Origin of the sequence: Paenibacillus jepli (genome assembly GCF_047238105.1) — a bacterium.
GTDB lineage: Bacteria > Bacillota > Bacilli > Paenibacillales > Paenibacillaceae > Paenibacillus_D.
The window spans coordinates 327,141-349,871 of the sequence record NZ_JBDFMD010000001.1 but is presented as its reverse complement, the minus strand read 5'-3'; the positions used below and the strand labels follow the sequence as shown (position 1 = coordinate 349,871).

The following is a 22,731-nucleotide window of genomic DNA, read 5'->3' as shown; positions in this document are numbered from 1 at the left end:
GGTTTGGCGCGTGATGCCGCGTCATACAAAACAAAGCATGATTGAACAGGCTGAGCGGCCCGGATGTTTCACGCACTAACAGGGTTTACGGTCACGGTTTACATTCGCAATCGCAGGTTGACCCTTGCGGCGGAAGCGCTGGCGGCAAGCGATGTCAAGGTCATCGATCTGGCCTTGAGCTACGGATATGACAGTCCCGAAGCGTCTGCCAAAGCCTTCCAACGCGTCCATGGCATCACGCCGAGTGCAGCCCGACATCGCGTTTTTGATGCTGACCAAGGTGAGGTCTACTTCCTCGTTCTTCGCCCGGATGATAAGAGCAAAAGTGCATTTGTTGTCCCTTCTTTGGCTCGAATCCAGGACCATAAATGCAAAAGTGCATGTATTTCAAACCAATTAACCATATTATACCAAATTAGATTGAATTAGATGTACTTTTGCACTTATCGAAATGGTGAGCGGGAACTCGGAGCTGATGCAGCTCCGCCAATCCCCGTGTCTCACTCGAAATAAAAAAGTCCCGGAATATCGGCAGTGGTTGTGCTATCTATTGTTGATGTCAAAGGGCCATCCCGTGCGGGATGGCCCTTAACCCTATCTAATTGACGCTCTCAGCGCAGGAACCGCTCAGCCGCATCAGACAGCTGCTCCGGCGACCACAGCTGCCAGGCGCCGCGCTGCGGCGGCTGAGAGCGAATCACGAGCAGTTCCTTGGTCACCGGATGAGGTGCGGTGATGGAGGTTGACCAGAGCGCGATCTCCGGTACGACAGCGTTGCCCGCTTCGGAAGGTCCGCCGTACTTGCGGTCGCCCGCCAGCGGTGTGCCCAGCTGGGACATCTGCACCCGAATCTGATGCGAACGTCCAGTATGAAGACGGATGGCCGCCAGCGCATGACCGGCGCCCACGGCGACGACCGCATAGTCGAGCAGCGCTTCTTTGGCGCCAGCAACCGCGCGATCATACGCCTGCACGGTATTGGTCTTGCTGTCCTTCAGCAGATAATGCCTGAGGCTGCCGCTGGCAGCTGCCGGCGCACCGGTCAGCACGGCTGCATAAGTCTTGCCAAAGCTGCGGCTGCGGACGGCGTCGGATAGTCTGGAGGCGGCTTTGGACGTTTTGGCGAACAGCATGGCTCCGCCGACCGGCCGATCCAGACGGTGTACGAGCCCGAGGAACACATTGCCCGGCTTGCTGTATCGTTCTTTGAGATCGGCCTTGAGCAGCGTGAGCATGTCGGGATCGCCGCTCTCGTCAGCCTGGGAAGGGATGCCCGGCGGCTTACTCACAGCCAGCAAGTGATTGTCCTCATAGAGAATCTCGATTCCCGGGGCAAGGTCTGCACCCCGACCGCTCAACGCTCGTCCGCCTCCCAGCGGCCCAGCATGCCACAAGGAAGGTTCAGACCGGATCGGGTTATCGGCAAGCCGATCTCGCCGCAATGGATCTGTCCGCCATACTTGCGGCTGACGGTCAGATGGAGCAGGTTGTGCAGCACGGACGGCGACAGGCCGGTTGTATATGAGTTGACCAGCACGAACAATGGATTGGGCGAGAGGATGCTCATGCACGACTCAAGGAAAGGATAGAGGTTCTGCTCCAGCTTCCAGGTCTCGCCGTTGGGTCCCCGGCCGTAAGAGGGCGGGTCCATGATGATGGCGTCGTACTGCCGTCCGCGCCGCTGCTCTTTTTGGACGAACTTGAACACATCGTCTGTAATGTAGCGAACAGGCTTGTCTGCCAGTCCGGAGAGCCGGGCATTTTCTTTGGCCCACTGGACCATCCCCTTGGCGGCATCGACATGGCACACTTCAGCTCCGGCCGCCGCAGCCGCAGCTGTAGCCCCGCCGGTATAAGCGAACAGGTTGAGGACTCGGATCGGTCTGCCGGCCTGCGAGATCTTCTCCATCATCCAGCTCCAATTGACCGCCTGCTCGGGAAAGAGGCCGGTATGCTTGAAGTTGGTCGGCTGGATCCGGAAGCGCAGCGGCCCGTAGGCGATTGTCCACGATTCCGGCAGCTGCTTGCGGAAGCTCCACTGGCCTCCCCCGGAGGAGCTGCGATGATAGTGGCCGTCGGCCAGCCTCCAGTCTCCGTCTTCTTTGGCGAGCGGCCAGATGATCTGGGGGTCCGGACGCCTGAGGATGACGTCCCCCCAGCGTTCCAGCTTCTCGCCGCCGCCCGTGTCCAGCAGCTCATAGTCGGTCCATTGATTAGCGATGTACATGTGTTGATCCTTCCTTGCCGATGAATTTGTAGCCGACGCCGCGCACAGTCACGATATAGACGGGATTGGCCGGGTCGGGTTCGATTTTTTTGCGCAGGTTGCTGATATGTACCATGATGGTGCGGGTATCGCCAGCGCTGTCGGTGCCCCAGATCAACTCATAGAGATGATCGAGATGGAACGCCTTGTTCGGATGTTGCACAAAGTGTGTAAGCAGATGAAATTCTTTGGTGGACAAATTAACCGGCTTGCTGCCGACATGCGCGGTGTATGCCTCGAGATCGATCGTCAGGTCGCCATGGGTCAGGACCTGCTCCTGCGAGGATGCTTCCTCTGCGTGGCCATGATGAAAGGCCTGGCGCCGCAGCTGCGCCTTGACGCGTGCGACGAGCTGGCGGGGGCTGAAGGGCTTGGTTATATAATCATCGCCGCCGATCGACAATCCGTGTATAATGTCGGTATCGTCGCTCTTACAGCTGACAAATATAATCGGCACTGAGGAGAACTGACGGATCTCACTGCAGATCTGCAGGCCGTCCAGCGGCTTCAGTTGGATGTCGAGCAGGACAAGATCCGGCTGAAGCGCTCTGGCCTGGGCCAGCGCATCGGTGCCATTGTCCACGGTATGCACTTCATACCCTTCGCGGGTTAGATAGAGTTCGATTAACTCGGTAATATCGGGTTCATCGTCAACGACGAGAATGCATGTGTTGCTCACGATCGGTTCCCCTCGCTTTCTCGACTATTATAACGAATGCACCAAGTACGAAGCAATCGCTTTTGGAGGTTATCTTTAGTGGTATTACGAAGAACCATAGGTTGCGTTGCATTACTCCTTATCATCTGCAGTCTCGCGGGTTGCATGCAACTCTCCGAGAAAGCGGATCTGAAGGCGGTGGATGGCAGAGCCGACCTCACCGGGCTGCGCGCCAGCGGACATGAGCTGTCGACCTTGGGCGGCGTATGGGAATTTTACAGTCATCGCTTGCTTGACCCGCAGACGGACTGGGACAGCGAAGACGCACAGCTGGTCCAGGTGCCCGGCTCGTGGAACAGCTATCAGGATGGTGAAGAGCTGCAGGACGGCCAGGGCTACGGGACTTACCGGATGCAATTTACGACCTCCCTCGATGAGGAGATTCTGGCGATCCGCATTCCGAACATCTTCAGCTCCTACAAGCTGTGGATCGACGGCAAGCTGCTGGCGGAGCGAGGCAAGGTCGGGCAAAGCCGCGATACGTCCGTTCCCGAGCAGTATCCCGGGATCGTCATGTTTGTCAATGACCGGGAAGACCACGAGATGATCATCCAGATATCCAATTACCATCATAGGAAAGGTGGAATCTGGGTAGAATTTCTGATCGGGGGCAGCAGCGATATGGTCCGCTATCAGATGATGGATACGGCCAACCATATGATTATTTTCGGCAGTTTGGCGATGGTCGGCTTCTATCATTTGGGATTGTATGCATTGCGGCGCCAAGAAAAGTTTACGTTGTATTTCGGTTTGCTCTGCTTGCTGGTAAGCTTGCGCATAATCGTGACAGGCAACGCCTATCTGATGCAGTGGATCCCGTCCATCAGTTGGGGGACGGGGATGCGGATGGAATACTCGGCTTTTGCGTTGTCTGTGCTCACCAGTTATCTGTACATCCATCATCTGTTTCCCAAAGAGTCCTCGACTCGTTTTCTGAAGCTGCTGACCGGCTGTGTGGCGACCTTGTGTGCGATCGTCTTTGCTTCCTCGGCGCTGTTCTACTCCCGGCTGCTGCCTGTCTTTCAACTGCTGGTCGTCATCGTCTCGCTGTATATCCTGTATGTGTTGGTCAAGGCGGTCCGCAACAAACGAAACGGTGCGGTCTACGTGTTGATCGGGATTGCGGTGTTCGTGCTCACCATTCTCAACGATATGGCCTTTTACAATGAGTGGTCTACGATCGGTGACCTCGTGCCGATCGGTCTGTTCTTCGTCATCATGATGCAGTCTTTCATCATCTCGACCCGGTTCTCCAATGCGCTGGCCCGGGTGGAACAGGTCTCTGCAGAGGTCAAGTCGCTGAATCGGGGACTCGAAAAGCGAATTGAGCAGCGGACAGAGGAGCTGCAGGCCTCGCATGCCAAGCTGGAGATTACCCACCGCGAGCTGGAGAAGCTGGAGAACTCCCGGACCCGGCTGCTCAGCAACATCTCGCACGACCTGCGGACGCCGATGACTCTGATCCAGGGGTATCTGGAGGCGATGCAGGACGGTGTTGTGACCGAACCGGAACAACGGGATCGATATGTCCGGATGATGTTGAACAAGGTGGGGGGGCTGAACAGGCTCATCCACGAATTGTTCGAGCTCTCCAAATTCGAGGCGGGCGTGGTGCAGTTCAACAAAAAGCAGGTGACCTTGAACAAGTGGGTCGACGAGCTGGTGGAGCTCTATCAGCTGGATGTGGAGAGCCGCGGGGTCGCGTTCGAATGCTCCCTGCTGCTGGAGCAGCGTGACCATACGGCAGACAGCGAGTATATCCTGCTGCTGATCGACCGGTTTCGAATGGAGCAGGTCATGTCCAATCTGATCTATAATGCGCTGCACCATATGCCGGATGGGGGTACGCTGCAGCTCAGCTTTCAATACACGGCGGATCAGTCTTCGCTGGTCATCGGTATTCAGGATTCGGGACCGGGCATACCGGAGCAGGATCTTCCGCATATCTTTGAACGGTTCTACAGAACAGGACGCCATGCAGACACACGCCAGGGCAGCGGCATCGGTCTGGCGATCGTCAAAGAAATCGTAGATGCGCATGACGGGACAATAAGTGTGGAGAGCACGGTCGGAGTCGGTACCAGATTCATCATCGAGCTGCCGGCCACCGAATTGATGGGTAATTAGCGACTGAGCTGCATCGTACAGACGGCAAGCCCCGCCGGCTGCGCGCAAGCGTCCGGCGGGGCTTATCTCAGGGTAGACTATGAAGTTTGTTCGTCATGGATGATCGCCGCAAGCGCGTGATCCTGGCCGATCTTCTCAAACACAAGTCGGATGAGACTCCAGCCGTTGTCCTCGGCAACATAATACTCCACAAAGGCATATTGATCGGCTGGATAGACATCCAGCAGGTTCCCTATCGAATCCGCTTGCGTCTCATTCTCGGTCGGCTCAACGGACCCATAGTCCTTATCATAGACATATTGATCATGATAGTCGGGATAGGTCATCTCGATCGCATCAGCGCCGTTTTCGGCGGAGCGCCACGTGCGCACCTCGTCGTCTGACATCAGATCGGCTATGGCGTCTGCGTCGATCAACTGATCCGACTCGGGATCGATCGTACCGTGCGGCGAGAAGCGAACGCCTTTGTCCTTGTGCGCCCAGCTCGATACCTGATCCATGTTGCCGTTCTGGAGGGCTCTCAGCACGGTAGTGGACGCTTCCAAGGCGGTAGGCGGCAAGCCTTCGTCCCCCCAATCCGGTTCTTCTCCGGTTGGATCAGCTTCTTCAGATTCCGGATCTTGCATATTGTCAGTCGCGTTGCCGTTATTCTCCTCCGGCTGCTCCTGATTGACAGGCGGATCGACTGGCGCATTTGTCGCTCCGGTGTTCTGATTCGCCGGGGAATCGTTCTGTCCGCAGGCGGCAAGCATGGCTGACAAGATCAAGAGCGCAGCCCCGTGCTTTAGTTTTTTGATGTTCATAGTTCCCACTCCTTGTCTATTTGGTTATGGATTAGACAACGGGGCGGACCGAAGAGTTCCATTTTATTTAGACGTATGATCAAAAAGGGGCATTTCCTGATTTGTGATAACAAAGTGGTGAGGGTATAATCGCACATAACAGGTGTGTCAGGAGGAATGAAGATGAGGCGCATCAGAATAATGCTAGCGGGGCTAGGGGTGGTCGTAGTCCTTGGAGGCTGTGCAGGCAACGGCGGAACGCCGGCCCAAACCACCACGCCGCCAACCAACATGAATCAACCGTCCGGCGCTGAAGCCGAAGGGGAAAGCGAGAATGAGCCGCAGGCGGAGTGGGCAACTTACAGCAACGCCAGATTCGGCTTCACGTTGGACTACCCCGCGAGCTGGCATGCAGACGGGGAGTCAGATAACGGCGACGGTATCAGGCTGACGGACGGAGACGAGGCCGTTGTGTCGGCATACGCCTCCCATTATGATGAAGCTCTGGCGCCCAACTTGTCCGATTCTGTGCCGACGACACTGGATAACGACCGCGACGCCAATCTGTTCGTCACCGATGAGGCGCATGAGACTCATCTCAGAGTTGTCTTCATTCTGGATGACCGGATTCAGTACAATCTGGACTTCAAGCTGTCCACAGCCTATTATGAAGCGCATCAGGTCGAGATCGAGCGTGTGATCGCCAGTCTCGATTTCTTCGAAGGGCTGGATAGGTGAGCGCTTTCTAAAAGGGCAGGTACAGAAGGATTATTCGTTCTGAGCGATCATCTCGCGCATCCGCGAGATTGATTGCTTGCGCTGATCCTTGCTCATCGTGTTGAAGAGCCGGATGACCTCGAGCGTGTCGGGATTCATCTGCTCATCCCTGCTCGGCTCGCCGCCGATGATGTAGTCCAGCGAGACCTGGAAAAAAACCGACAGCTTGATCAGTGTGTCGTAGACAGGCTGTCGGTTATTAATCTCATAGTGGCTGTATGCAGAGCGAGTGATGCCGATATGCCTGGCGACTTCCTCCTGCGACAATTTCTTGCGTAACCGCAATTCTCTCAAACGATCTCCCATCGTCATGTCTATGGACTCCTTACCTACTGCGGAAATAGTGTAACTGAATCATAGGCCACCCGGTTTTGATTACTTTTAATTTATGATACAATTCGTATCATTGTCAAGTGTTGACTGATATTATTAAGATCGTTTCTTGGAAGGGAGGCTCTGCGGATGAAATTGACTTTTGTGTGCGACTGCGGCAATCAGGTAGCTTTTTTTGGGACGGGCATGCCGGATGAAGACCGACGGGAGATTATGGAACCGGAAGATGACGACAGATTGCAAGTGATGGTGCTGGATAGCGGCCTGGTGCTGACGTGCCGTTTTTGTAATCAGGGATACCGCCTGCAGGCTTAGTAGGATTGGTGAAAAAGTGCCGGAGAGGTGTGGATCGATTCTGTAGAAGAGCGAGGAGCGCAGATTAATGAAAGAATACGAATATGAACGATTGATTGACGGTCAGCTGTCCACGAACAAATACCGATATCCAGACGAAAAGCGGGATATTATATGCTCGACTGTGCTGCTTATCGGCCAAGGACTGCGAGTGCTTATTGATCCCGGCTGGCGAGAGGAGCTGCTGATGGCTCGCCTCAAGGAGGCTGATGTCGAGCCGGAGGACATTGATATCGTGTATGTGACGCATCTGCACCCAGACCATTATCGCAATATCCGGTTCTTTCCCGGTGCGCGTTGGCTTGCTTCTCAGAGAGAGTTGTCCAATTGGAAGGGGCGCATACCGGCGGTTGACGAAGACATTTTTGCGCAGCTTGCACCAGCAGAAGCGGAGATTGCCCCGGGCCTGCAAATCGTGCAGACTCCGGGCCATACGCTTGGTCATACATCGGTTCTGTTCCGGCATGCCGGCTCCGGGGGGCGTGTGCTCGTTGCGGCCGATGCGGTGCTGGCAAAAGAATATTACGCTTATGGCGAGGTGCATCCCATCTCGGAGGATCAGGAAGCTGCGAAACGAACGATTGATGAGGTCAAAAGGCTTGCGCCGGATGTCATCATTCCCGGACATGATGCCCCTTTTGCAGGCTGATATAAAGGCGCCAGCGGCAATGGGCAATGTACATGTTCCTAATCTTGACAACTTCATCCGCTATGTGGTATTATATTTTGAATGGAAGTTCAAATTCGTTTGAACGCCATACTTACTGCTTGCATTGAATAATCATGAGCGAACTTTGATATATATAGTGGATGGATATATAGTTGACCTGATTCTCACTGGCGCGGTCTTCGGAGCCGCAAGGATGGAAGAGAGGAAGGGCTTTCGTTGTTTTAGGTTTTTCAATGGTTTCGTACTAGGCTTTTGTAAAGGTTTATTGACGTTATTATTCAGCAAGTGGTCTCCGGCAGCAAATCCAGCTTCGGAGTGTCCGGATCCCCGTTCGGAATTTGGACAATGATAAGCAGGCCTCCCAGCCAAATCGTGCTGGGAGGCCTGCTTTATTGCATACTCATGAGCTGTGTCTGTATCGGAACTCAAATGGGAATCCTAGTTCCGTGCGCTACACGGGAGTAGACGAATCAGGTCCCTCAGGCAGACGTTCGCGGTTGCGAACCAGATAGACATACAATTTCCTGACCAGCACTTTGGCGATCATATAGACGGGGATGGCGATCATAATGCCGACGATGCCGCTGATCGTACCGGCGATCAGGATCGTCAGGATCGTCGTGACGGGATGGATATCCAGCTTGCGCCCGTAGATATGCGGACCGAGCAGATTGCTCTCGATGTTCTGGGCGATCAGGTTGATCAGCAGGACCCAGATGACGGTAGTCGGCGAATCGATAAAAGCGACGATGACGACGGGCACCATCCCGATGATCTGGCCGATGTAAGGAATCAGATTGACGATAGCCGCAAAGATCGCCAGGAGCAGCGAATAGCGCAGTCCTACCAGCAGGAAGCCGGCGTAGATCATCGCACCGAGCAGGAAGCAGAGCAAGACCCGCCCGAGGATAAATTCGCTGAGGATCCGGTCAATCTCCAGCAGCGTCTTGCGCGCTTCATATCGCCAGTGCCGCGGCAGGCTGCGGATCAGCTTGCGGCAGCCGGCCCGGTCCTGCTTCAGCATGTAATAGAGCAGGATCGGCACGGTACCGACGACGATGACGAACGTCGTGATGAATGAAACTGCGCCAGAGACATAATCGGAGACGTAGTTAACCGCGTCGGATAGATAATCCGTCATACGGTTGGTCATGGATGAATCATTGAGATTGACGCCTTGGAAAATCTCTTGGTTTTGAAGATAGTTGATCTGCTTTCTCACATCGTTGGCGAGCTGCGGCAGACTGTTGATGAAGTCCAAGGTCTGCTTTTGCAGCGTGGGCCAGACGAGAAAGAAAAATAGTACAAGCAATCCGGCCAGCACCGCGTAGATCAGCAGGATTGAGACGGCGCGCGGCACTTTCCACTTCTGCATCCTGCCAACGATCGGCCGCAGCAAATAGTAAAAGAAGATGGAAAACAGGATCGGCATCAAGACGATGTTGAATGCCAGCACCAGCGGCTCGAACAAAAACTGAACCTTCCACAGCAAATAAATGATGAGGAGGACCAGAATTATACTGATGCACGCTCGATAAAATGTTCCGACTTGCATCTTACGCCCTCCCATCCAACAGAAACGTATATAGAATAGTACGCCTCTCCAGCCTTATATCCAACTAATAACCTTATCTATACGAACCCAAACCAAAGGGAGCGATTCCTTAAAAAGGTAGACTTCCAGCGATTACTTTGTTATTATCAACGTGTATATTTCAGAACTATGTTTTATATTATAAAACAAATAGTTTGTAAGCGCTGTGAATGACAATCTTTTATAAGCGAAGGAGAGATATCGGTGAGAATTATACGGTACCGCAATGGAGAGAAAGTGCAATTGGCTGCTATTACGGATGAAGACGCGTTGTATCCCCTGTCCGATCCCGATTTTATGTCATTTGTAGGCAGAGCAGAGAAGGAGGGGACGACGCCCCTTGAAGCTGTCAAGCAGTTGATTCAAACCTCCCAGCCGCTGCAGGCCGAGTGGCAGAGTCTGGACCTGCTGACGCCGATCGATGCGCCTGAGGTATGGGCTGCCGGTGTCACCTACCAGCGCAGCAGAGAAGCGAGGAACTATGAAGCGACAGGCGGCAAGCTCGATGCCTCAACGTTCTACGACAAAGTATATGACGCTGAACGCCCGGAGTTGTTCATGAAGTCGACCGCAGCCCGGACGGTCGGTCCAGGGGAAGAGGTCTGCTTGCGCAACGACTCCAAATGGCAGGTGCCCGAGCCTGAGCTTGGCCTAGTACTGGACAGCCACGGAACCATCGTGGGATATACTGTAGGCAATGATATGAGCTGCCGCGATATCGAAGGCGAGAACCCACTCTATCTGCCGCAGGCGAAAGTGTGGAAGAAATCTTGCTCGATCGGTCCGGCGATCCGCCTCGCGGAGGCCATGACAGATCCGTATCAGCTGCAGATCAGCTGCCGGATCTTCCGGGGCGGCGAGAAGGTTGTCGACGAATCGGCGAGTACCGGCCAGTTGAAACGCAAGCTGGAAGAGCTGGCCGCATATCTGCATCGGGATAACGTGGTTTTCGACGGTACGGTTCTGCTTACAGGCACGTGCATCGTCCCGCCAAACCAATTTACGCTGGATGCGGATGATGTGATCGAGATTGAGATTACATCGATCGGAACTCTGGTTAATACGGCCAAATGGGCTTAGATCAGTTCATATAGAAAGGAAGATGAATCATGGCAAACGAAAACACGCCGACTTATGGTAACTTTATTAATGGGGAGTGGATCACTCCAGAGAGCGGAACACAGAAGAGCATCAACCCGGCAAACCGGCATGAGGTCGTGGGTCTGATCCCGAACTCTTCAAAGGCGGATCTTGATGCGGCAGCTGCAGCGGCCAAATCCGCACAGCGGGCATGGCGCAAGCTGGCAGGGTCGCAGCGCGGGGCGCTGCTGTTCAAGGCGGCAGATATTCTCGAAAGCCGTACAGACGAAATTGGCGAGACCATGACGCGCGAGATGGGGAAAACGTTGCCGGAGGCCAAAGGTGAGACTGCACGAGGCGTAGCGATTCTTCGTTATTATGCCGGGGAAGGCATGCGCAAAGTCGGCGATGTGATCCCTGCAACGGATGCCGAAGCACTCATGTACACGACTCGTGCGCCGCTCGGTACGGTAGGCGTCATCTCCCCATGGAACTTCCCGGTAGCGATCCCGATCTGGAAGATAGCGCCGGCTCTCATCTATGGCAATACAGTCGTATGGAAGCCAGCCACGGAAACTTCGGTAACTGCGGCAAAAGTTGCCCGGTGCTTTCAAGACGCCGGTTTCCCTCCGGGCGTGCTGAACATGGTCGTAGGCAGTGGGTCGGTCATCGGGCAGGGGATCGCCGAGCATCCGGATATCAACGGCATCACCTTCACCGGTTCAAATGCGGTGGGCAAGCAGGTTGGTCAGGCTGCACTGGCTCGCGGCGCCAAGTATCAGCTGGAGATGGGCGGCAAGAACCCGATCATCATCGCCGAGGATGCCGATCTCGAGCTCGCTGTGGATGCGACGATCAGCGGCGGCTTGAAATCGACGGGCCAGAAATGCACGGCCACCAGCCGGGTTATCGTGGTCAAGGGAATCTATGATGCGTTCAAAGCAAGACTGCTCGAGAAAGTCGCGGCGCTGAAGGTCGGCGACGGTCTGGCAGCAGATACATGGCTCGGGCCGTGCGCGAATGAAAAACAGATGGAAACGGTGTTGTCTTATGTGAAAAAAGGGGTAGAAGAAGGCGCGGCGCTGCTGCAGGGCGGCGAACGGCTGGAGCAAGGCGAATTGTCCGATGGGTTTTATGTGACGCCTGCGATCTTCGAAGGCGTGACCTCCCGCATGGCCATCGCCCAAGAGGAGATCTTTGGCCCTGTGCTGGCGCTGATCGAAGCCAGAGATATCGACGAAGCGATCGAGCTCGCCAACGATACCGAATATGGGCTGAGTGCATCCATCTATACACAAAACATCGGAAATGTGCTCTCCTTTGTCCAGGATATGGATGCCGGTCTGGTACGGGTCAACGCCGAGACGGCAGGTGTCGAGCTGCAAGCGCCGTTCGGCGGGATGAAGCAGTCCAGCTCGCACTCCAGAGAACAGGGACAGGCGGCGATCGAATTCTATACCTCTATCAAAACGGTATTCATCAAGCCTTAAGTCATAATCAAGAGAGGATGGGGCAGGCATGAATGCTGGATGGACAAAGATAATGGGTGAACCTGAAAAGCAAGACTATTTTAATATCTATACCCATGCGCCAGGGCCGAGCGGCTCGCTGCCGCTCACCCCGGAGATGCTCACGAACGCCCCGAGCGGCGATCTATTCGGGCTGTCGCAAAATGTAGGCATGGGCTGGGACCCCGGCAAGCTGCTGGGAGAGCAAGTGCTGATCCTGGGCACGCAAGGCGGCATCCGCGACGAGGACGGCCGTCCCATCGCGCTCGGCTACCATACGGGTCATTGGGAAGTCGGTCTGCTCATGAAAGCCGCAGCGGAGGAGATCAGCAGCAGTGGCGGCATCCCGTTCGCAGGCTTCGTCAGCGATCCGTGCGACGGGCGCTCCCAGGGAACGCCGGGAATGTTCGACTCGCTGCCTTACCGCAATGACGCCGCGATGGTGCTGCGGCGGCTCATCCGCTCGCTGCCCCTGCGTTCGGCTGTCCTGGGCGTGGGCACTTGCGACAAAGGGCTGCCGGCGATGATGATCGCGCTGGCGGGGATGACAGGACTGCCTGGTGTTATCGTTCCCGGCGGCGTGACGCTGCCGCCGACGAATGGCGAGGATGCCGGCAAGATCCAGACGATCGGCGCGCGTTATACGAACGGGGAGCTGTCCCTGGAAGAAGCTGCGGATCTGGGGTGCCGGGCTTGCGCGACGCCGGGCGGCGGCTGTCAGTTCCTCGGTACGGCAGGCACAGCCCAGGTCGTAGCGGAAGCGCTGGGGATGACAGTGCCGCATGCCGCGCTGGCGCCCTCCGGTCAGCCGGTCTGGGAGGAGATGGCGCGGCAATCCGCGCGAGCGGCGATGCAGATGTCAAAGAGCGGGCTGACGACCGGGCAGATCATTACCGATCAGGCGATCCGCAATGCGATGGCCGTACATGCCGCATTTGGCGGCTCGACCAATCTGCTGCTGCATATTCCCGCCATCGCCCATGCGGCAGGCAGGAAGATGCCCACCGTGGCGGACTGGGCAGAGGTCAACCGTCAGGTACCGCGCCTGGTGAGCGTCCTGCCGAACGGGCCGGAGCCGCATCCTACCGTTAGGGCTTTTCTGGCGGGAGGCGTCCCGGAGGTTATGCTGCATATGAGGCGGCTGGGGGTGCTGGAAGAGACAGCGCTTACGGTGACAGGCCATACGATCGGCGAGACGCTGGACTGGTGGGAGAGCTCCGAGCGGCGCCATCGGATGCGCAAGCATCTGGAGGAGCAGGAAGGCATTGATCCCGACCGGATCATCTATAGTCCGGAGCGCGCACGCCAGGCCGGATTGACTTCTACGGTCACCTTCCCGGTAGGCAATATCTCACCCGAGGGCTCGGTCATCAAATCTACAGCGATCGATCCCTCGATGGTGGGCGAGGACGGCGTGTACCGTCATATCGGGAGAGCGAAGATATTCACCACCGAGAAAGACGCGATACGTGCAATCAAAACGAAAGGCATCGCTGCCGGAGATGTCCTGGTGCTGATCGGACGCGGACCGTCCGGTACAGGGATGGAGGAGACGTATCAGCTGACATCCGCACTCAAGCATCTATCCTATGGCAAACAAGTATCGTTGCTGACCGACGCTCGATTCTCTGGCGTTTCGACAGGCGCCTGTATCGGCCACATCGGTCCCGAAGCGCTGGCTGGCGGTCCGGTGGGTAAGCTCCGAGACGGCGATTGGATCGATATCCGAATCGATCTGCTGAAGCTGGAGGGCCGCGTCGATATGGTCGGCAGCGGAGATCAGCCGGCTGACGCTGCGCAAGGGAGTCTGGAGCTCGCCTTGCGAACGCCCCATCCGGGCCTGGCCAAGGATCCAGAGCTGCCGGACGATACGAGGCTCTGGGCCGCGCTGCAGGCCGCGAGCGGCGGCACCTGGAGAGGCTGCGTATACGATGTGGACCGGATCGTCAGGTTGTTGGAAGCTGGGATGCGTACCCCCGAGGGACAGACGATAATGAGCGGCCTATCAGAGCCGGGAGGAGTGACACGGACATGATTCAAAACCCGATCTTGCGGGGGTTTCACCCCGATCCATCGATTGTTCGCGTGAACGACGATTATTATATAGCCACCTCAACTTTCGAATGGTATCCCGGTGTGCTGATCCATCATTCCAAGGATCTGGTCAACTGGCGGCCGTTGACGTACGCGCTTACACGCAGCTCCCTTATCCATCTGGCGGGCACGATCGACTCAGGCGGCGTATGGGCGCCTTGTCTGAGCTACCACGACGGCACATTCTACTTGATCTATACCGACGTGAAGAGCCGCATGGGCAAATTCAAGGATACCCATAATTATCTGGTGACGGCCAGCGACATCATGGGTCCTTGGTCCGAGCCGATTTACTTGAACAGCAGCGGCTTTGACCCGTCTCTGTTCCATGATGAGGACGGCCGCAAGTGGATCCTCAATATGAGGTGGGACCATCGCCAGGGCAACCATCCGTTCGGCGGCATCCTGCTGCAGGAATACTCCCCCGAGGAGGGTAAGCTCGTCGGCCCCGTACGCAACATCTTCAGCGGCACGAAGAGCGGACTGACGGAAGGGCCGCATATCTACAAACGGAACGGATATTACTATCTGCTGACCGCTGAGGGCGGCACCCGTTATGACCATCAGGTGACGATGGCACGCTCGCGAAGCATCGAAGGTCCGTACGAGGTCGATCCCGAGGGTCCGGTCCTGACCTCCTCGGGCAAGCCGGAGCTGGCGCTGCAAAAGGCCGGTCATGCCGATCTGGTGGAGACGCAGACCGGCGAGTGGTACATGGTTCACCTGGTTGGGCGCCCGGTCAAGGACAATCTCTGCATGCTCGGCAGAGAGACGGCCATCCAGCGCTGCCATTGGACAGAAGACGGCTGGCTGCGCGTGGACGGCGAGGGCGCATCGCCGCAGGTTGAAGTGCAGCCGCCTCAGCTGCCGCTCCATCCGTTTCCGGAGCAGCCGGATACCGATGATTTCGACCGACCGGAGCTGGGACTCCAGTGGAATACGCTGCGGATCCCGGCCTCTCCCGACTGGCTGTCGCTGACCGAACGCCCCGGACATCTGCGGCTGTACGGACAAGAATCGCCGATCTCCATCAACCGGCAGAGCATCGTTGCCCGCAGGCAGCAATCGATGTATTGCGAAGCGGAGACGAAGGTGGACTTCGCTCCGGCGCATTACCCTCAGATGGCTGGTCTGATCCTGTACTATGATACCAAGGACTATGTCTACCTGCGGATCAGCAGGGATGACGAGCTGGGGCGGTGCCTGAACATCTTCCACTCGGTGAATGGCAATTGCGAGGAAGTGATGGATCGGGAGGTTTCCCTTTCCGAGCAGGGCGCTTGCCGGTTGAAAGTCGTGATCCGGCGTCATCTCGCGCAATTCTATTATGCGGAGGACGGAGCGGCTGACTGGTCGGCCATCGGTCCGGAGCTGGATGTCAGCCATCTTAGCGATGAGGCGGAATATATCCGCTTTACGGGCAATTATATCGGCGTCTGCGTGCAGGACACGAGCGGCACGCGTTTGCACGCCGATTTCGATTATTTCCGTTATACCGAGCTGTGAATGTGCAGCGTGCAGCATCCTAATTCATCCTCACAGAGCAAAGGCGGCAGAGCGCAGGAGGCGCACTGCTGCCTTTTGCATTGAGCCCTGACCAGACGTACATTTGATTCTACCCTATGTTTATATTAAGCTTGAATAAGAAGCGTGATCGCCGGCATCGGCCGGCCTTCTAAGACAATCGCCTTACTACTAAGATCCAGGTTAGGATGGGACAATCATGATGATGAATGGATTGCAGATGGAGCAGCTCAAGACGATACGCAACGAATTGACTCGTTTTATGATGATGTACAAGTTCGCACTTGATGCTATGGAAACCCGTGTAGAGATTCTTAAGGAAGAATTTCATCTGCTGCACGACTATAATCCGATCGAGCATACGAAGAGCCGGGTGAAGTCGCCGGAGAGCATTATCAAGAAGCTGTATCGCAAAGGATTCGATATCTCGCTGCCTAGCATTAAGGAGAACATCAAAGATATCGCCGGCTTCCGCATCACCTGCTCGTTCATCTCCGATATTTACCGCATCCACGACATGCTGAAGAGCCAGCACGATCTGATCATTCTCGAGACCAAGGACTATATCCAGAATCCGAAGCCCAATGGCTATCAAAGCATGCATATGCTGGTCGAGGTGCCGGTGTTCATGTCCGATCGTCAGGAGAGAGTATGTATCGAAATCCAGATTCGGACAATTGCCATGGATTTCTGGGCCAGCCTCGAACACAAGATTTATTACAAATACAATGCATCCGTACCGCCTTCCCTGCTCGCTGAATTAAAGGAAGCTGCCGACTCGGCCGCCAAGCTCGACTTGAAGATGGAGCGGCTGCACAAAGAGGTCGAAGTGATCAAGGAAGCTCATGAGATTATCAAAGAGGATGAGCTGAAGCAGATCATTATCAATAAACAGCAGTTCACGCTGCCAGCGGCGCTGCTGGAGCTCCTGACTGACGGCAAGGGTTGAAAGCAGGCCTATCGTCCTACTCGCGCCACATCTTCCAGTGAAAATATTAGGTGTACAGACTGTCGAATCTTGGACTAACAATGATTACCATTAGAGTGTAAGGAATTTTGAATAACCTCAGGAGGCGGCGGGGATGTCGGAGATCAAACTATCCATACCTTATGATGAGTATGAAGCAGGCGTTTCGATGGCTGACAAGCTGGAGGAGCTCGCTGGTTCGCCTGAGAGCCGCAATCTGACCAGCTTGATCATCGGTGATTGGGGCGGCGCCTATGAGAATGATTCGAGCATTGTTGTCGAGACGTTGGTGCGGTTTAAAGATGCGTTTCCGTCGCTGCGCAAGCTGTTTATCGGGGATATGAGCTTTGAAGAATGCGAGATCTCCTGGATTATGCAATCCAATATGGCGCCGCTGCTGGAAGCCTTTCCGGAGCTGCAGTCGTTCACCGTCCAGGGCGGTACGGAACTTTCCTTCGAGCCGCTCGTCCATGACAAACTGGAGGAGCTGATCGTCATCACCGGCGGTCTCAGCAGTGCGGCGATCGGTCAGATCGCTGCCGGCCGGCTGCCCAACCTGCGCAAGCTGGAGCTATATCTTGGCGTGGATGACTACGGATTCGACGGAGGATTGGACGACGTCCTGCCATTTATGGAGACCGGCCGCTTCCCCGAGCTGACATACCTCGGGCTCAAGAACAGCGAGATCCAGGATGATATCGCTATCGCCATCTCGGATGCGCCGGTCCTGCTCCAGCTGCAGACGCTCGATCTGTCACTCGGCGCGTTGACGGACAAAGGCGCCGAAGCGCTGATCGGCAGCGCCGGTGTTCGCCGATTGGACAAGCTGGACTTGAAGTACCATTACATGTCGGATGAGATGATCCAGCGTTGGCAGGCGACCGGGATGAATGTCGATGTCTCGGACAAGCAGGAAGATGAAGACGGAGACTACCGTTTTCCTTCCATTACCGAATAACCGTGAGATCGATGCTGCTGATCGGCAATCATGGCAACCGCCGTACCGAGGCACTGCAGGCCGCGCGGCGGAAGCTGGGGCTGGCACCGGCAGCGTTAGCTTCCTATGAGGAGCTGCTAAGCGGGAAGCTGTCATTGACCGAGTTGGCTGAGCGCGGCGTGTCGCCATCGCTCCTGCGGCTTGACTCACCCGGTGAGCTGTTCACAGTGGAGCGCGGGCTGATCGCCCTCGGAGCTCCAGATGCGGTGGCGGATCCAGAAGCGGACCGGCTGCTGTGGAGCGGGAGTACTCGGGAAGGCGGCTCTGTGGCACAACCGCTCTCGGCAGCTGCAGCGGCACAGCTGGAGGAGCAGCGGGGACAGATCGTGCACCCCTCCCAGTGGTTCCGAGGATTCGCACGGCTGCTGGCCCGCCTGGAGCAGGAAGCTGCCGCACTCTGGCCGCACGCTGATTGGGTACACCCGCCTGCAGCTGTAGTCGCGATGTTCGACAAGCGCCGCAGTCACGAGCTGCTGGCGGCGGGAGGCACGCTGGTCCCGCCCCGTCTGGCGCCGCCCGATGCGTTGATAAGCTATGAGGGCGTCCGCGAGACGATGATCCATGCGCGGATGCACCGGATCTTCCTCAAGCTGGCATGCGGCTCGGGAGCGAGCGGTGTGCTTGCCTACCAGGTGAATCCGGTCAGTGGCGCCGAGATCGTGATGACGACGCTCGCAGTCGAGAACTATGTGACGCGCCCGCCAATCTATTACAACTCGAGCAAGCTGAGACGATATACAGAGCCCCGTCTGATTCGCCAGCTGATCAACTGGCTGCTGCGCCACGGCGCCCACGCAGAGCAATGGATTGCCAAAGCGGCGGCGGGCGATGGCGTATATGACATCCGCCAGCTCGTCGTTGAAGGCAGAGCTTGCCACAGCATCGCCAGGGTAAGCCGGACGCCGATTACCAATCTGCACCTGCGCAACCAGCGGATGAGTCTGGATGAGCTGGAGCTGGCGGAAGCGGCCCGCCTTGAGGTGGCACGCTGCGCCGAGCGGGCGCTCAGCCTCTATCCCGGCGTACGGTCGGCTGGCATCGATGTGCTGGTCAGCCGGTCAGAGAAGGTGTATGTGCTCGAGGTCAATCCGTTCGGCGATCTGCTATACCGCGTGTTTCATCAAGGTGCAGACCCGTACGAATGGCAGCTGCTCTGCTATAGAGATCAGTTAGCGGCGAGAGGGGAGAGCGGGGCATGCCCGACATGAATCAGATCGTCGGCAGGCACGATCTGCTGATGATTACGCTGGATACGCTTCGTTATGATGCGGCAGTGCTGGAGGAAGCCCATTGTCCCCATCTGTGCGGCAGTGGGGGCTGGGAGAAGCGGCATACGCCGGGGAGCTTCACCTATGCCGCGCATCATGCGTTTTTTGGCGGCTTCCTGCCGACGCCTGCGACGACGGACAAGTCTACGCATATCCGGCTTTTTCATTCCAAGCATACCGGGCTGAAGACACACCCCGATACTTGGCTATTTGATACGCCGGATATGGTCTCTGGCTTGCAGCAGGAGGGCTACCGGACGATTTGTATCGGCGGGGTGATCTTTTTCACCAAAAAAGTGGCGCTCGCCAAGGTGCTTCCCGGTTATTTCCAGGAGAGCTACTGGCGGATGACCTTTGGCGTGACCAATCCCCGCTCGACGGAGCATCAGGTCAATCATGCGATCAGGCTGCTGGACCGCACGGAGGAAGATCAAAAGCTGTTTTTATTCCTCAACGTGTCGGCGATCCACGGCCCCAACCATTATTTTGTCCCTGGAGCCAAGCAGGATTCCGTGGACACCCAACGCGCTGCGCTGCGATATGTAGACGGGGAGCTGGGACGGTTGTTCGCCAGACTGCGGCAGCGGCAGCGGCCGGTATTCTGCATGGTGTTCTCCGATCACGGGACGGCCTATGGCGAAGACGGCTACCAGGGGCATCGGCTGGCCCATGAGGTGGTATGGGAGGTCCCTTACCGCGAATTCATTTTATAAATATTGTGAACCTCTATATCTATACAGAAAGGCTGTGCATGCCGCATGAGATCAAACGCGAACAGCAGCGCGGCTTCTGAATCGAGGACGTTTATGACCGGCTGGAAGGAGAAGCTGCAAGCCGATCCTTACCGGTCCTATTTGTATTCGTATCCCCACAAGACCGCTTACCGCCAGCTGGAGCCGCCCCTGCCGTTGGAGTCCTTGTGGGCAGCTGAGCCCGCCGATACTTACTTCCTGTACATGCACGTTCCTTTTTGCGCCGCCAGATGCGGCTTTTGCAATCTATTCACGCTGCCGGACGCCAGAAGCTCGGTACACGAACAGTATATCGATGCCCTCGAGCGTCAGGCTCGCCAGTGGGCGCCGTTCACCTGCAGCAAGCCGTTTGCCCGTTTCGCGATCGGCGGCGGCACGCCGACGCTGCTGGCGCCGGATCAGCTGGCCCGGTTGTTCTCCATCGCCGAAGACGTCATGGGGCTCGATCCGGAGCAAGCCTCGATCTCGGTTGAGACATCGCCGGATACGGTGACGAAGGAACGGCTGGATGTTCTCCGCTCCCATCGGGTGGACCGTGTCAGCATGGGCATCCAGAGCTTTGTCGAGGCGGAGGCTAACGCTGTCTATCGCCCGCAGAAGCCGGCCGAGGTCGAGCGAGCGCTAACGCTGCTGCAAGCGTACCGCTTCCCTATCCTTAACCTCGATCTCATCTACGGACTGCCGGAGCAGACGCTGCAATCATGGCTCTACTCGCTGGAGAGGGCGATCTCCTATGAGCCGCAGGAGCTTTTCATCTACCCGCTTTATACAAGAGAGCATACGATCGTCAAACCCGGCGACGTGGAGCGGGGCGGCGACGATATCCGGATGGCTTGCTATGAAGCGGCCAGGGACAGGCTGCGCTCTGCCGGTTATGTCCAGTACTCGATGCGCCGTTTTGCCAGACCGGATGCGGGCGGAGGGAAGGTCCTGCTGCCGTATGGCTGCCAGGAGGAGGGGATGGTGGGCCTTGGCTGCGGAGCCCGCTCCTACACCCGCGAAGTCCATTATGCTTCGCCGTATGGTGTCAGCCGCCGGGCCACGGCAAGCATTATCGCAGATTATGTCCATGCAGAGGATCACCGATTTGCTGAATACGGCATCGTACTCACACCAGCCGAGCAGAGACGCCGGTATATCTTGAAGGCAATACTGCATGCAGAGGGGTTGGAGCTCGCTGGCTATCACGAGCGTTTTGGCAGCGAGGCGCTGCAGACCCATGCCGAGCTGGAGATGCTGCTGCACACCGGTCTTGCCAGGGTGGAGGGCGGGGTCTACCGTCTGACTGAAGAAGGCATGGCCTACTCCGATGCGATAGGCGATTGGCTCATCTCATCCGATGTCAGGGAGCGGATGGAGGCGTATGAGCTGCGATGAGAGCGACCTTATACTATCGGGGCAAGCTGGCTTCCTGCAATTACGGCTGTCCCTACTGTCCGTTCAGCAAACGGGTGGATGATGCCGTTGTCCTGTCCCGGGACAGGGAGCAGTTGGAGACGTTTATCGACTGGACCGGCGAGCAGGCAGCCGCAGGCCACATGCTATCTATCTTCTTCAACCCGTACGGCGAAGCGCTGATCCACCGCTGGTACCGGGAGGGGATCGTCCGCCTCAGCCGGATGCAGCATACCCAGCGAATCGCGATCCAGACCAATCTGTCGGCCAAGCTCGGCTGGACGGAGCAGCTCACGCCCGGCAAGCTGTCGATCTGGGCTACCTATCATCCCGGCGAGGTGACAGAGTCCGCGTTTCTGGCGCGCTGCAGCGAGCTGATCGAGCGTGGCATTCCTTTTAGCGTAGGGACGGTAGGGGTGCGCGAGGCGTTCGGCGCGATCGCTTCGATGCGCAGTGCGCTGCCTGATCAGGTGTACATGTGGATCAATGCGTTCAAGGACAAGCCGGACTATTACACTCCCGAGGAAACTGAATGGCTTAGCAAGCTTGATCCGTTATTCATGTACAATTTGCAGGATTACGATAGCAAGGATCAATACTGCCGAGCAGGCGATGAGGTGTTCTACGTGCAGGGCGACGGCCGCGTCAAGCGATGCTACAAGGACCGGCAGGTGATCGGCCATTTGTACCGGGATGGGCTGGAGAAGCTGGCATCGCCCCGGCTGTGCCGGATGCAGAGCTGCGACTGCTACATCGGGTATATCCATCTGCCCGGTGCGCTGCCGGACGGGCTGTATGGCTCGCGGGCGCTGGAGCGGATCGCGGCCGGAGTGCGGGTGTGAGGTGGAACCGGCGCGCTTAGCTGAGACCGGAAATTCGTGTTCGATTCAATACAGTTGTGTTTTATTGTGTCTGCTGTCGTCTGACCGCATGCAGCTTGTTGCATGCGGTTCCTTGCTGTCCGGAGATTCCGCTGTCGCCATTGTCGATCTGCCGGGACGGGCCGACATGACGGGACATACCCTGTAAGAACCAAACGGCGAAGGAGTGAGCGGCCATCCGACGTTCACGGATCAAAACGTACAAGGTGAAGGCGGGTAAAAACTTGTATATCGTACTCAAGATCCAGCAGCTCGCAAATGCCAAAGCGCAGACGGGCAATGTGCTGGCCAGCAATGCGGTCAATGTACAGATCTACAAACAAAAATGAAAACAGCGGCAAGGTAATACAAAAAAAGTGGGAAGAGGATGAGAGGTATGGCAAAGCAAAGAAAACGCGGCGGAAAGCATAGTCTTCAAACCAACATTGTCGGTTCGGACAGCAGCAACACACGCTTCCGGGCCAAGCAAAGCGCCCGGGCGACAGTCGGGCAGGGAGGCAATGCCTTTGCCATTAACAGCAATGAGCTCGGCGTCATCCGGGTGCGGGCGGGGCAGCAGCAGTAAGCGCACAGACACGTAAATATTAAGCGTGCTCCAAACGCTGGGTGAAAGCATTTGGAGCGCGTCGCTTCATCTGAAAGAT

General features: G+C 56.7%; 21 protein-coding genes and 1 pseudogene. 16 read left to right on the top strand and 6 right to left on the bottom strand.

What is annotated here, in order from left to right:
* Positions 1-60 precede the first annotated feature (60 nt).
* Positions 61-255 (top strand): annotated as a pseudogene (locus ABC336_RS01640) (helix-turn-helix domain-containing protein); the annotation flags it as partial.
* Positions 256-611: 356 nt separating this feature from the next.
* Here the strand turns inward: ABC336_RS01640 and ABC336_RS01635 are convergent.
* Genes ABC336_RS01635 through ABC336_RS01625 form a run of 3 tightly spaced genes read right to left on the bottom strand, consistent with a single transcriptional unit; the run spans position 612 to position 2,945 of the window.
* The gene (locus tag ABC336_RS01635) at positions 612-1,358 is read right to left on the bottom strand and encodes an RluA family pseudouridine synthase (RefSeq protein ID WP_413237002.1); all 747 of its coding nucleotides are present in this window, start codon (positions 1,356-1,358) and stop codon (positions 612-614) included.
* The gene (locus tag ABC336_RS01630; RefSeq protein WP_413237001.1) at positions 1,355-2,227 is read right to left on the bottom strand and encodes a class I SAM-dependent methyltransferase; all 873 of its coding nucleotides are present in this window, start codon (positions 2,225-2,227) and stop codon (positions 1,355-1,357) included. The genes ABC336_RS01635 and ABC336_RS01630 overlap by 4 nt, the downstream gene beginning before the upstream one ends.
* On the bottom strand, positions 2,214-2,945 hold the full coding sequence (locus ABC336_RS01625; protein ID WP_413237000.1) for a response regulator: 732 nt from the start codon (positions 2,943-2,945) through the stop codon (positions 2,214-2,216). The genes ABC336_RS01630 and ABC336_RS01625 overlap by 14 nt, the downstream gene beginning before the upstream one ends.
* A gap of 144 nt (positions 2,946-3,089) precedes the next feature.
* Between ABC336_RS01625 and ABC336_RS01620 the strand changes: the two genes are divergently transcribed.
* Positions 3,090-5,111, top strand: coding sequence for a sensor histidine kinase (locus tag ABC336_RS01620; protein WP_413236999.1), 2,022 nt, complete (start codon positions 3,090-3,092; stop codon positions 5,109-5,111).
* Positions 5,112-5,188: 77 nt separating this feature from the next.
* Here the strand turns inward: ABC336_RS01620 and ABC336_RS01615 are convergent, their stop codons facing one another.
* A complete protein-coding gene (locus ABC336_RS01615; RefSeq protein WP_413236998.1) occupies positions 5,189-5,914 on the bottom strand; it encodes a hypothetical protein in 726 nt (241 codons plus the stop codon).
* Positions 5,915-6,076: 162 nt separating this feature from the next.
* Between ABC336_RS01615 and ABC336_RS01610 the strand changes: the two genes are divergently transcribed.
* Entirely contained in the window at positions 6,077-6,631 is a 555-nt protein-coding gene (locus tag ABC336_RS01610) for a hypothetical protein (RefSeq protein WP_413236997.1), read from the top strand.
* 30 nt (positions 6,632-6,661) lie between these two features.
* On the opposite strand, the gene ABC336_RS01605 is transcribed toward ABC336_RS01610, so the two are convergent.
* Positions 6,662-6,982, bottom strand: a complete 321-nt coding sequence (locus ABC336_RS01605; RefSeq protein ID WP_413236996.1) for a helix-turn-helix domain-containing protein — start codon at positions 6,980-6,982, stop codon at positions 6,662-6,664.
* A 150-nt stretch (positions 6,983-7,132) separates the two neighbouring features.
* Here ABC336_RS01605 and ABC336_RS01600 point away from each other — a divergent pair, with 150 nt between their 5' ends.
* Both ABC336_RS01600 and ABC336_RS01595 read left to right on the top strand, forming a co-directional pair.
* Positions 7,133-7,318 carry a hypothetical protein gene (locus ABC336_RS01600; RefSeq protein ID WP_413236995.1) on the top strand — a complete coding sequence of 62 codons (186 nt, stop codon included), beginning with the start codon at positions 7,133-7,135 and terminating at the stop codon, positions 7,316-7,318.
* Between the two features lie 67 nt (positions 7,319-7,385).
* Positions 7,386-8,006 carry an MBL fold metallo-hydrolase gene (locus ABC336_RS01595; protein ID WP_413236994.1) on the top strand — a complete coding sequence of 207 codons (621 nt, stop codon included), beginning with the start codon at positions 7,386-7,388 and terminating at the stop codon, positions 8,004-8,006.
* A gap of 472 nt (positions 8,007-8,478) precedes the next feature.
* On the opposite strand, the gene ABC336_RS01590 is transcribed toward ABC336_RS01595, so the two are convergent.
* Positions 8,479-9,582, bottom strand: coding sequence for an AI-2E family transporter (locus tag ABC336_RS01590; protein WP_413236993.1), 1,104 nt, complete (start codon positions 9,580-9,582; stop codon positions 8,479-8,481).
* A 243-nt stretch (positions 9,583-9,825) separates the two neighbouring features.
* On the opposite strand from ABC336_RS01590, the gene ABC336_RS01585 reads away from it, so the two are divergent.
* From ABC336_RS01585 to ABC336_RS01535, 11 genes are all read left to right on the top strand, one after another.
* Positions 9,826-10,701, top strand: a complete 876-nt coding sequence (locus tag ABC336_RS01585; RefSeq protein WP_413236992.1) for a fumarylacetoacetate hydrolase family protein — start codon at positions 9,826-9,828, stop codon at positions 10,699-10,701.
* A gap of 29 nt (positions 10,702-10,730) precedes the next feature.
* Positions 10,731-12,191: an alpha-ketoglutaric semialdehyde dehydrogenase GucD gene (gucD, locus tag ABC336_RS01580; protein ID WP_413236991.1), complete on the top strand. Its 1,461-nt coding sequence runs from the start codon at positions 10,731-10,733 to the stop codon at positions 12,189-12,191.
* A gap of 52 nt (positions 12,192-12,243) precedes the next feature.
* Complete coding sequence (locus ABC336_RS01575) at positions 12,244-14,244, top strand: YjhG/YagF family D-xylonate dehydratase (RefSeq protein WP_413236990.1); 2,001 nt, start codon at positions 12,244-12,246, stop codon at positions 14,242-14,244.
* Positions 14,241-15,809 (top strand): glycoside hydrolase family 43 protein, encoded by a 1,569-nt coding sequence (locus tag ABC336_RS01570; RefSeq protein WP_413236989.1) that lies wholly within the window; start codon positions 14,241-14,243, stop codon positions 15,807-15,809. Before ABC336_RS01575 ends, ABC336_RS01570 begins: the two co-directional genes overlap by 4 nt.
* A 223-nt stretch (positions 15,810-16,032) precedes the next feature.
* Positions 16,033-16,776, top strand: coding sequence for a GTP pyrophosphokinase (locus tag ABC336_RS01565; protein ID WP_413242411.1), 744 nt, complete (start codon positions 16,033-16,035; stop codon positions 16,774-16,776).
* Positions 16,777-16,909: 133 nt separating this feature from the next.
* Positions 16,910-17,752: an STM4015 family protein gene (locus ABC336_RS01560; protein WP_413236988.1), complete on the top strand. Its 843-nt coding sequence runs from the start codon at positions 16,910-16,912 to the stop codon at positions 17,750-17,752.
* An 11-nt stretch (positions 17,753-17,763) separates the two neighbouring features.
* Positions 17,764-18,999 carry an STM4014 family protein gene (locus ABC336_RS01555; RefSeq protein ID WP_413242410.1) on the top strand — a complete coding sequence of 412 codons (1,236 nt, stop codon included), beginning with the start codon at positions 17,764-17,766 and terminating at the stop codon, positions 18,997-18,999.
* On the top strand, positions 18,987-19,772 hold the full coding sequence (locus ABC336_RS01550; protein ID WP_413236987.1) for an STM4013/SEN3800 family hydrolase: 786 nt from the start codon (positions 18,987-18,989) through the stop codon (positions 19,770-19,772). Before ABC336_RS01555 ends, ABC336_RS01550 begins: the two co-directional genes overlap by 13 nt.
* A 45-nt stretch (positions 19,773-19,817) precedes the next feature.
* Entirely contained in the window at positions 19,818-21,188 is a 1,371-nt protein-coding gene (locus tag ABC336_RS01545) for an STM4012 family radical SAM protein (RefSeq protein ID WP_413236986.1), read from the top strand.
* Positions 21,185-22,048: an STM4011 family radical SAM protein gene (locus tag ABC336_RS01540; RefSeq protein WP_413236985.1), complete on the top strand. Its 864-nt coding sequence runs from the start codon at positions 21,185-21,187 to the stop codon at positions 22,046-22,048. Before ABC336_RS01545 ends, ABC336_RS01540 begins: the two co-directional genes overlap by 4 nt.
* Positions 22,049-22,463: 415 nt before the next feature.
* Positions 22,464-22,652: a hypothetical protein gene (locus tag ABC336_RS01535; protein WP_413236984.1), complete on the top strand. Its 189-nt coding sequence runs from the start codon at positions 22,464-22,466 to the stop codon at positions 22,650-22,652.
* Positions 22,653-22,731 lie beyond the last annotated feature (79 nt).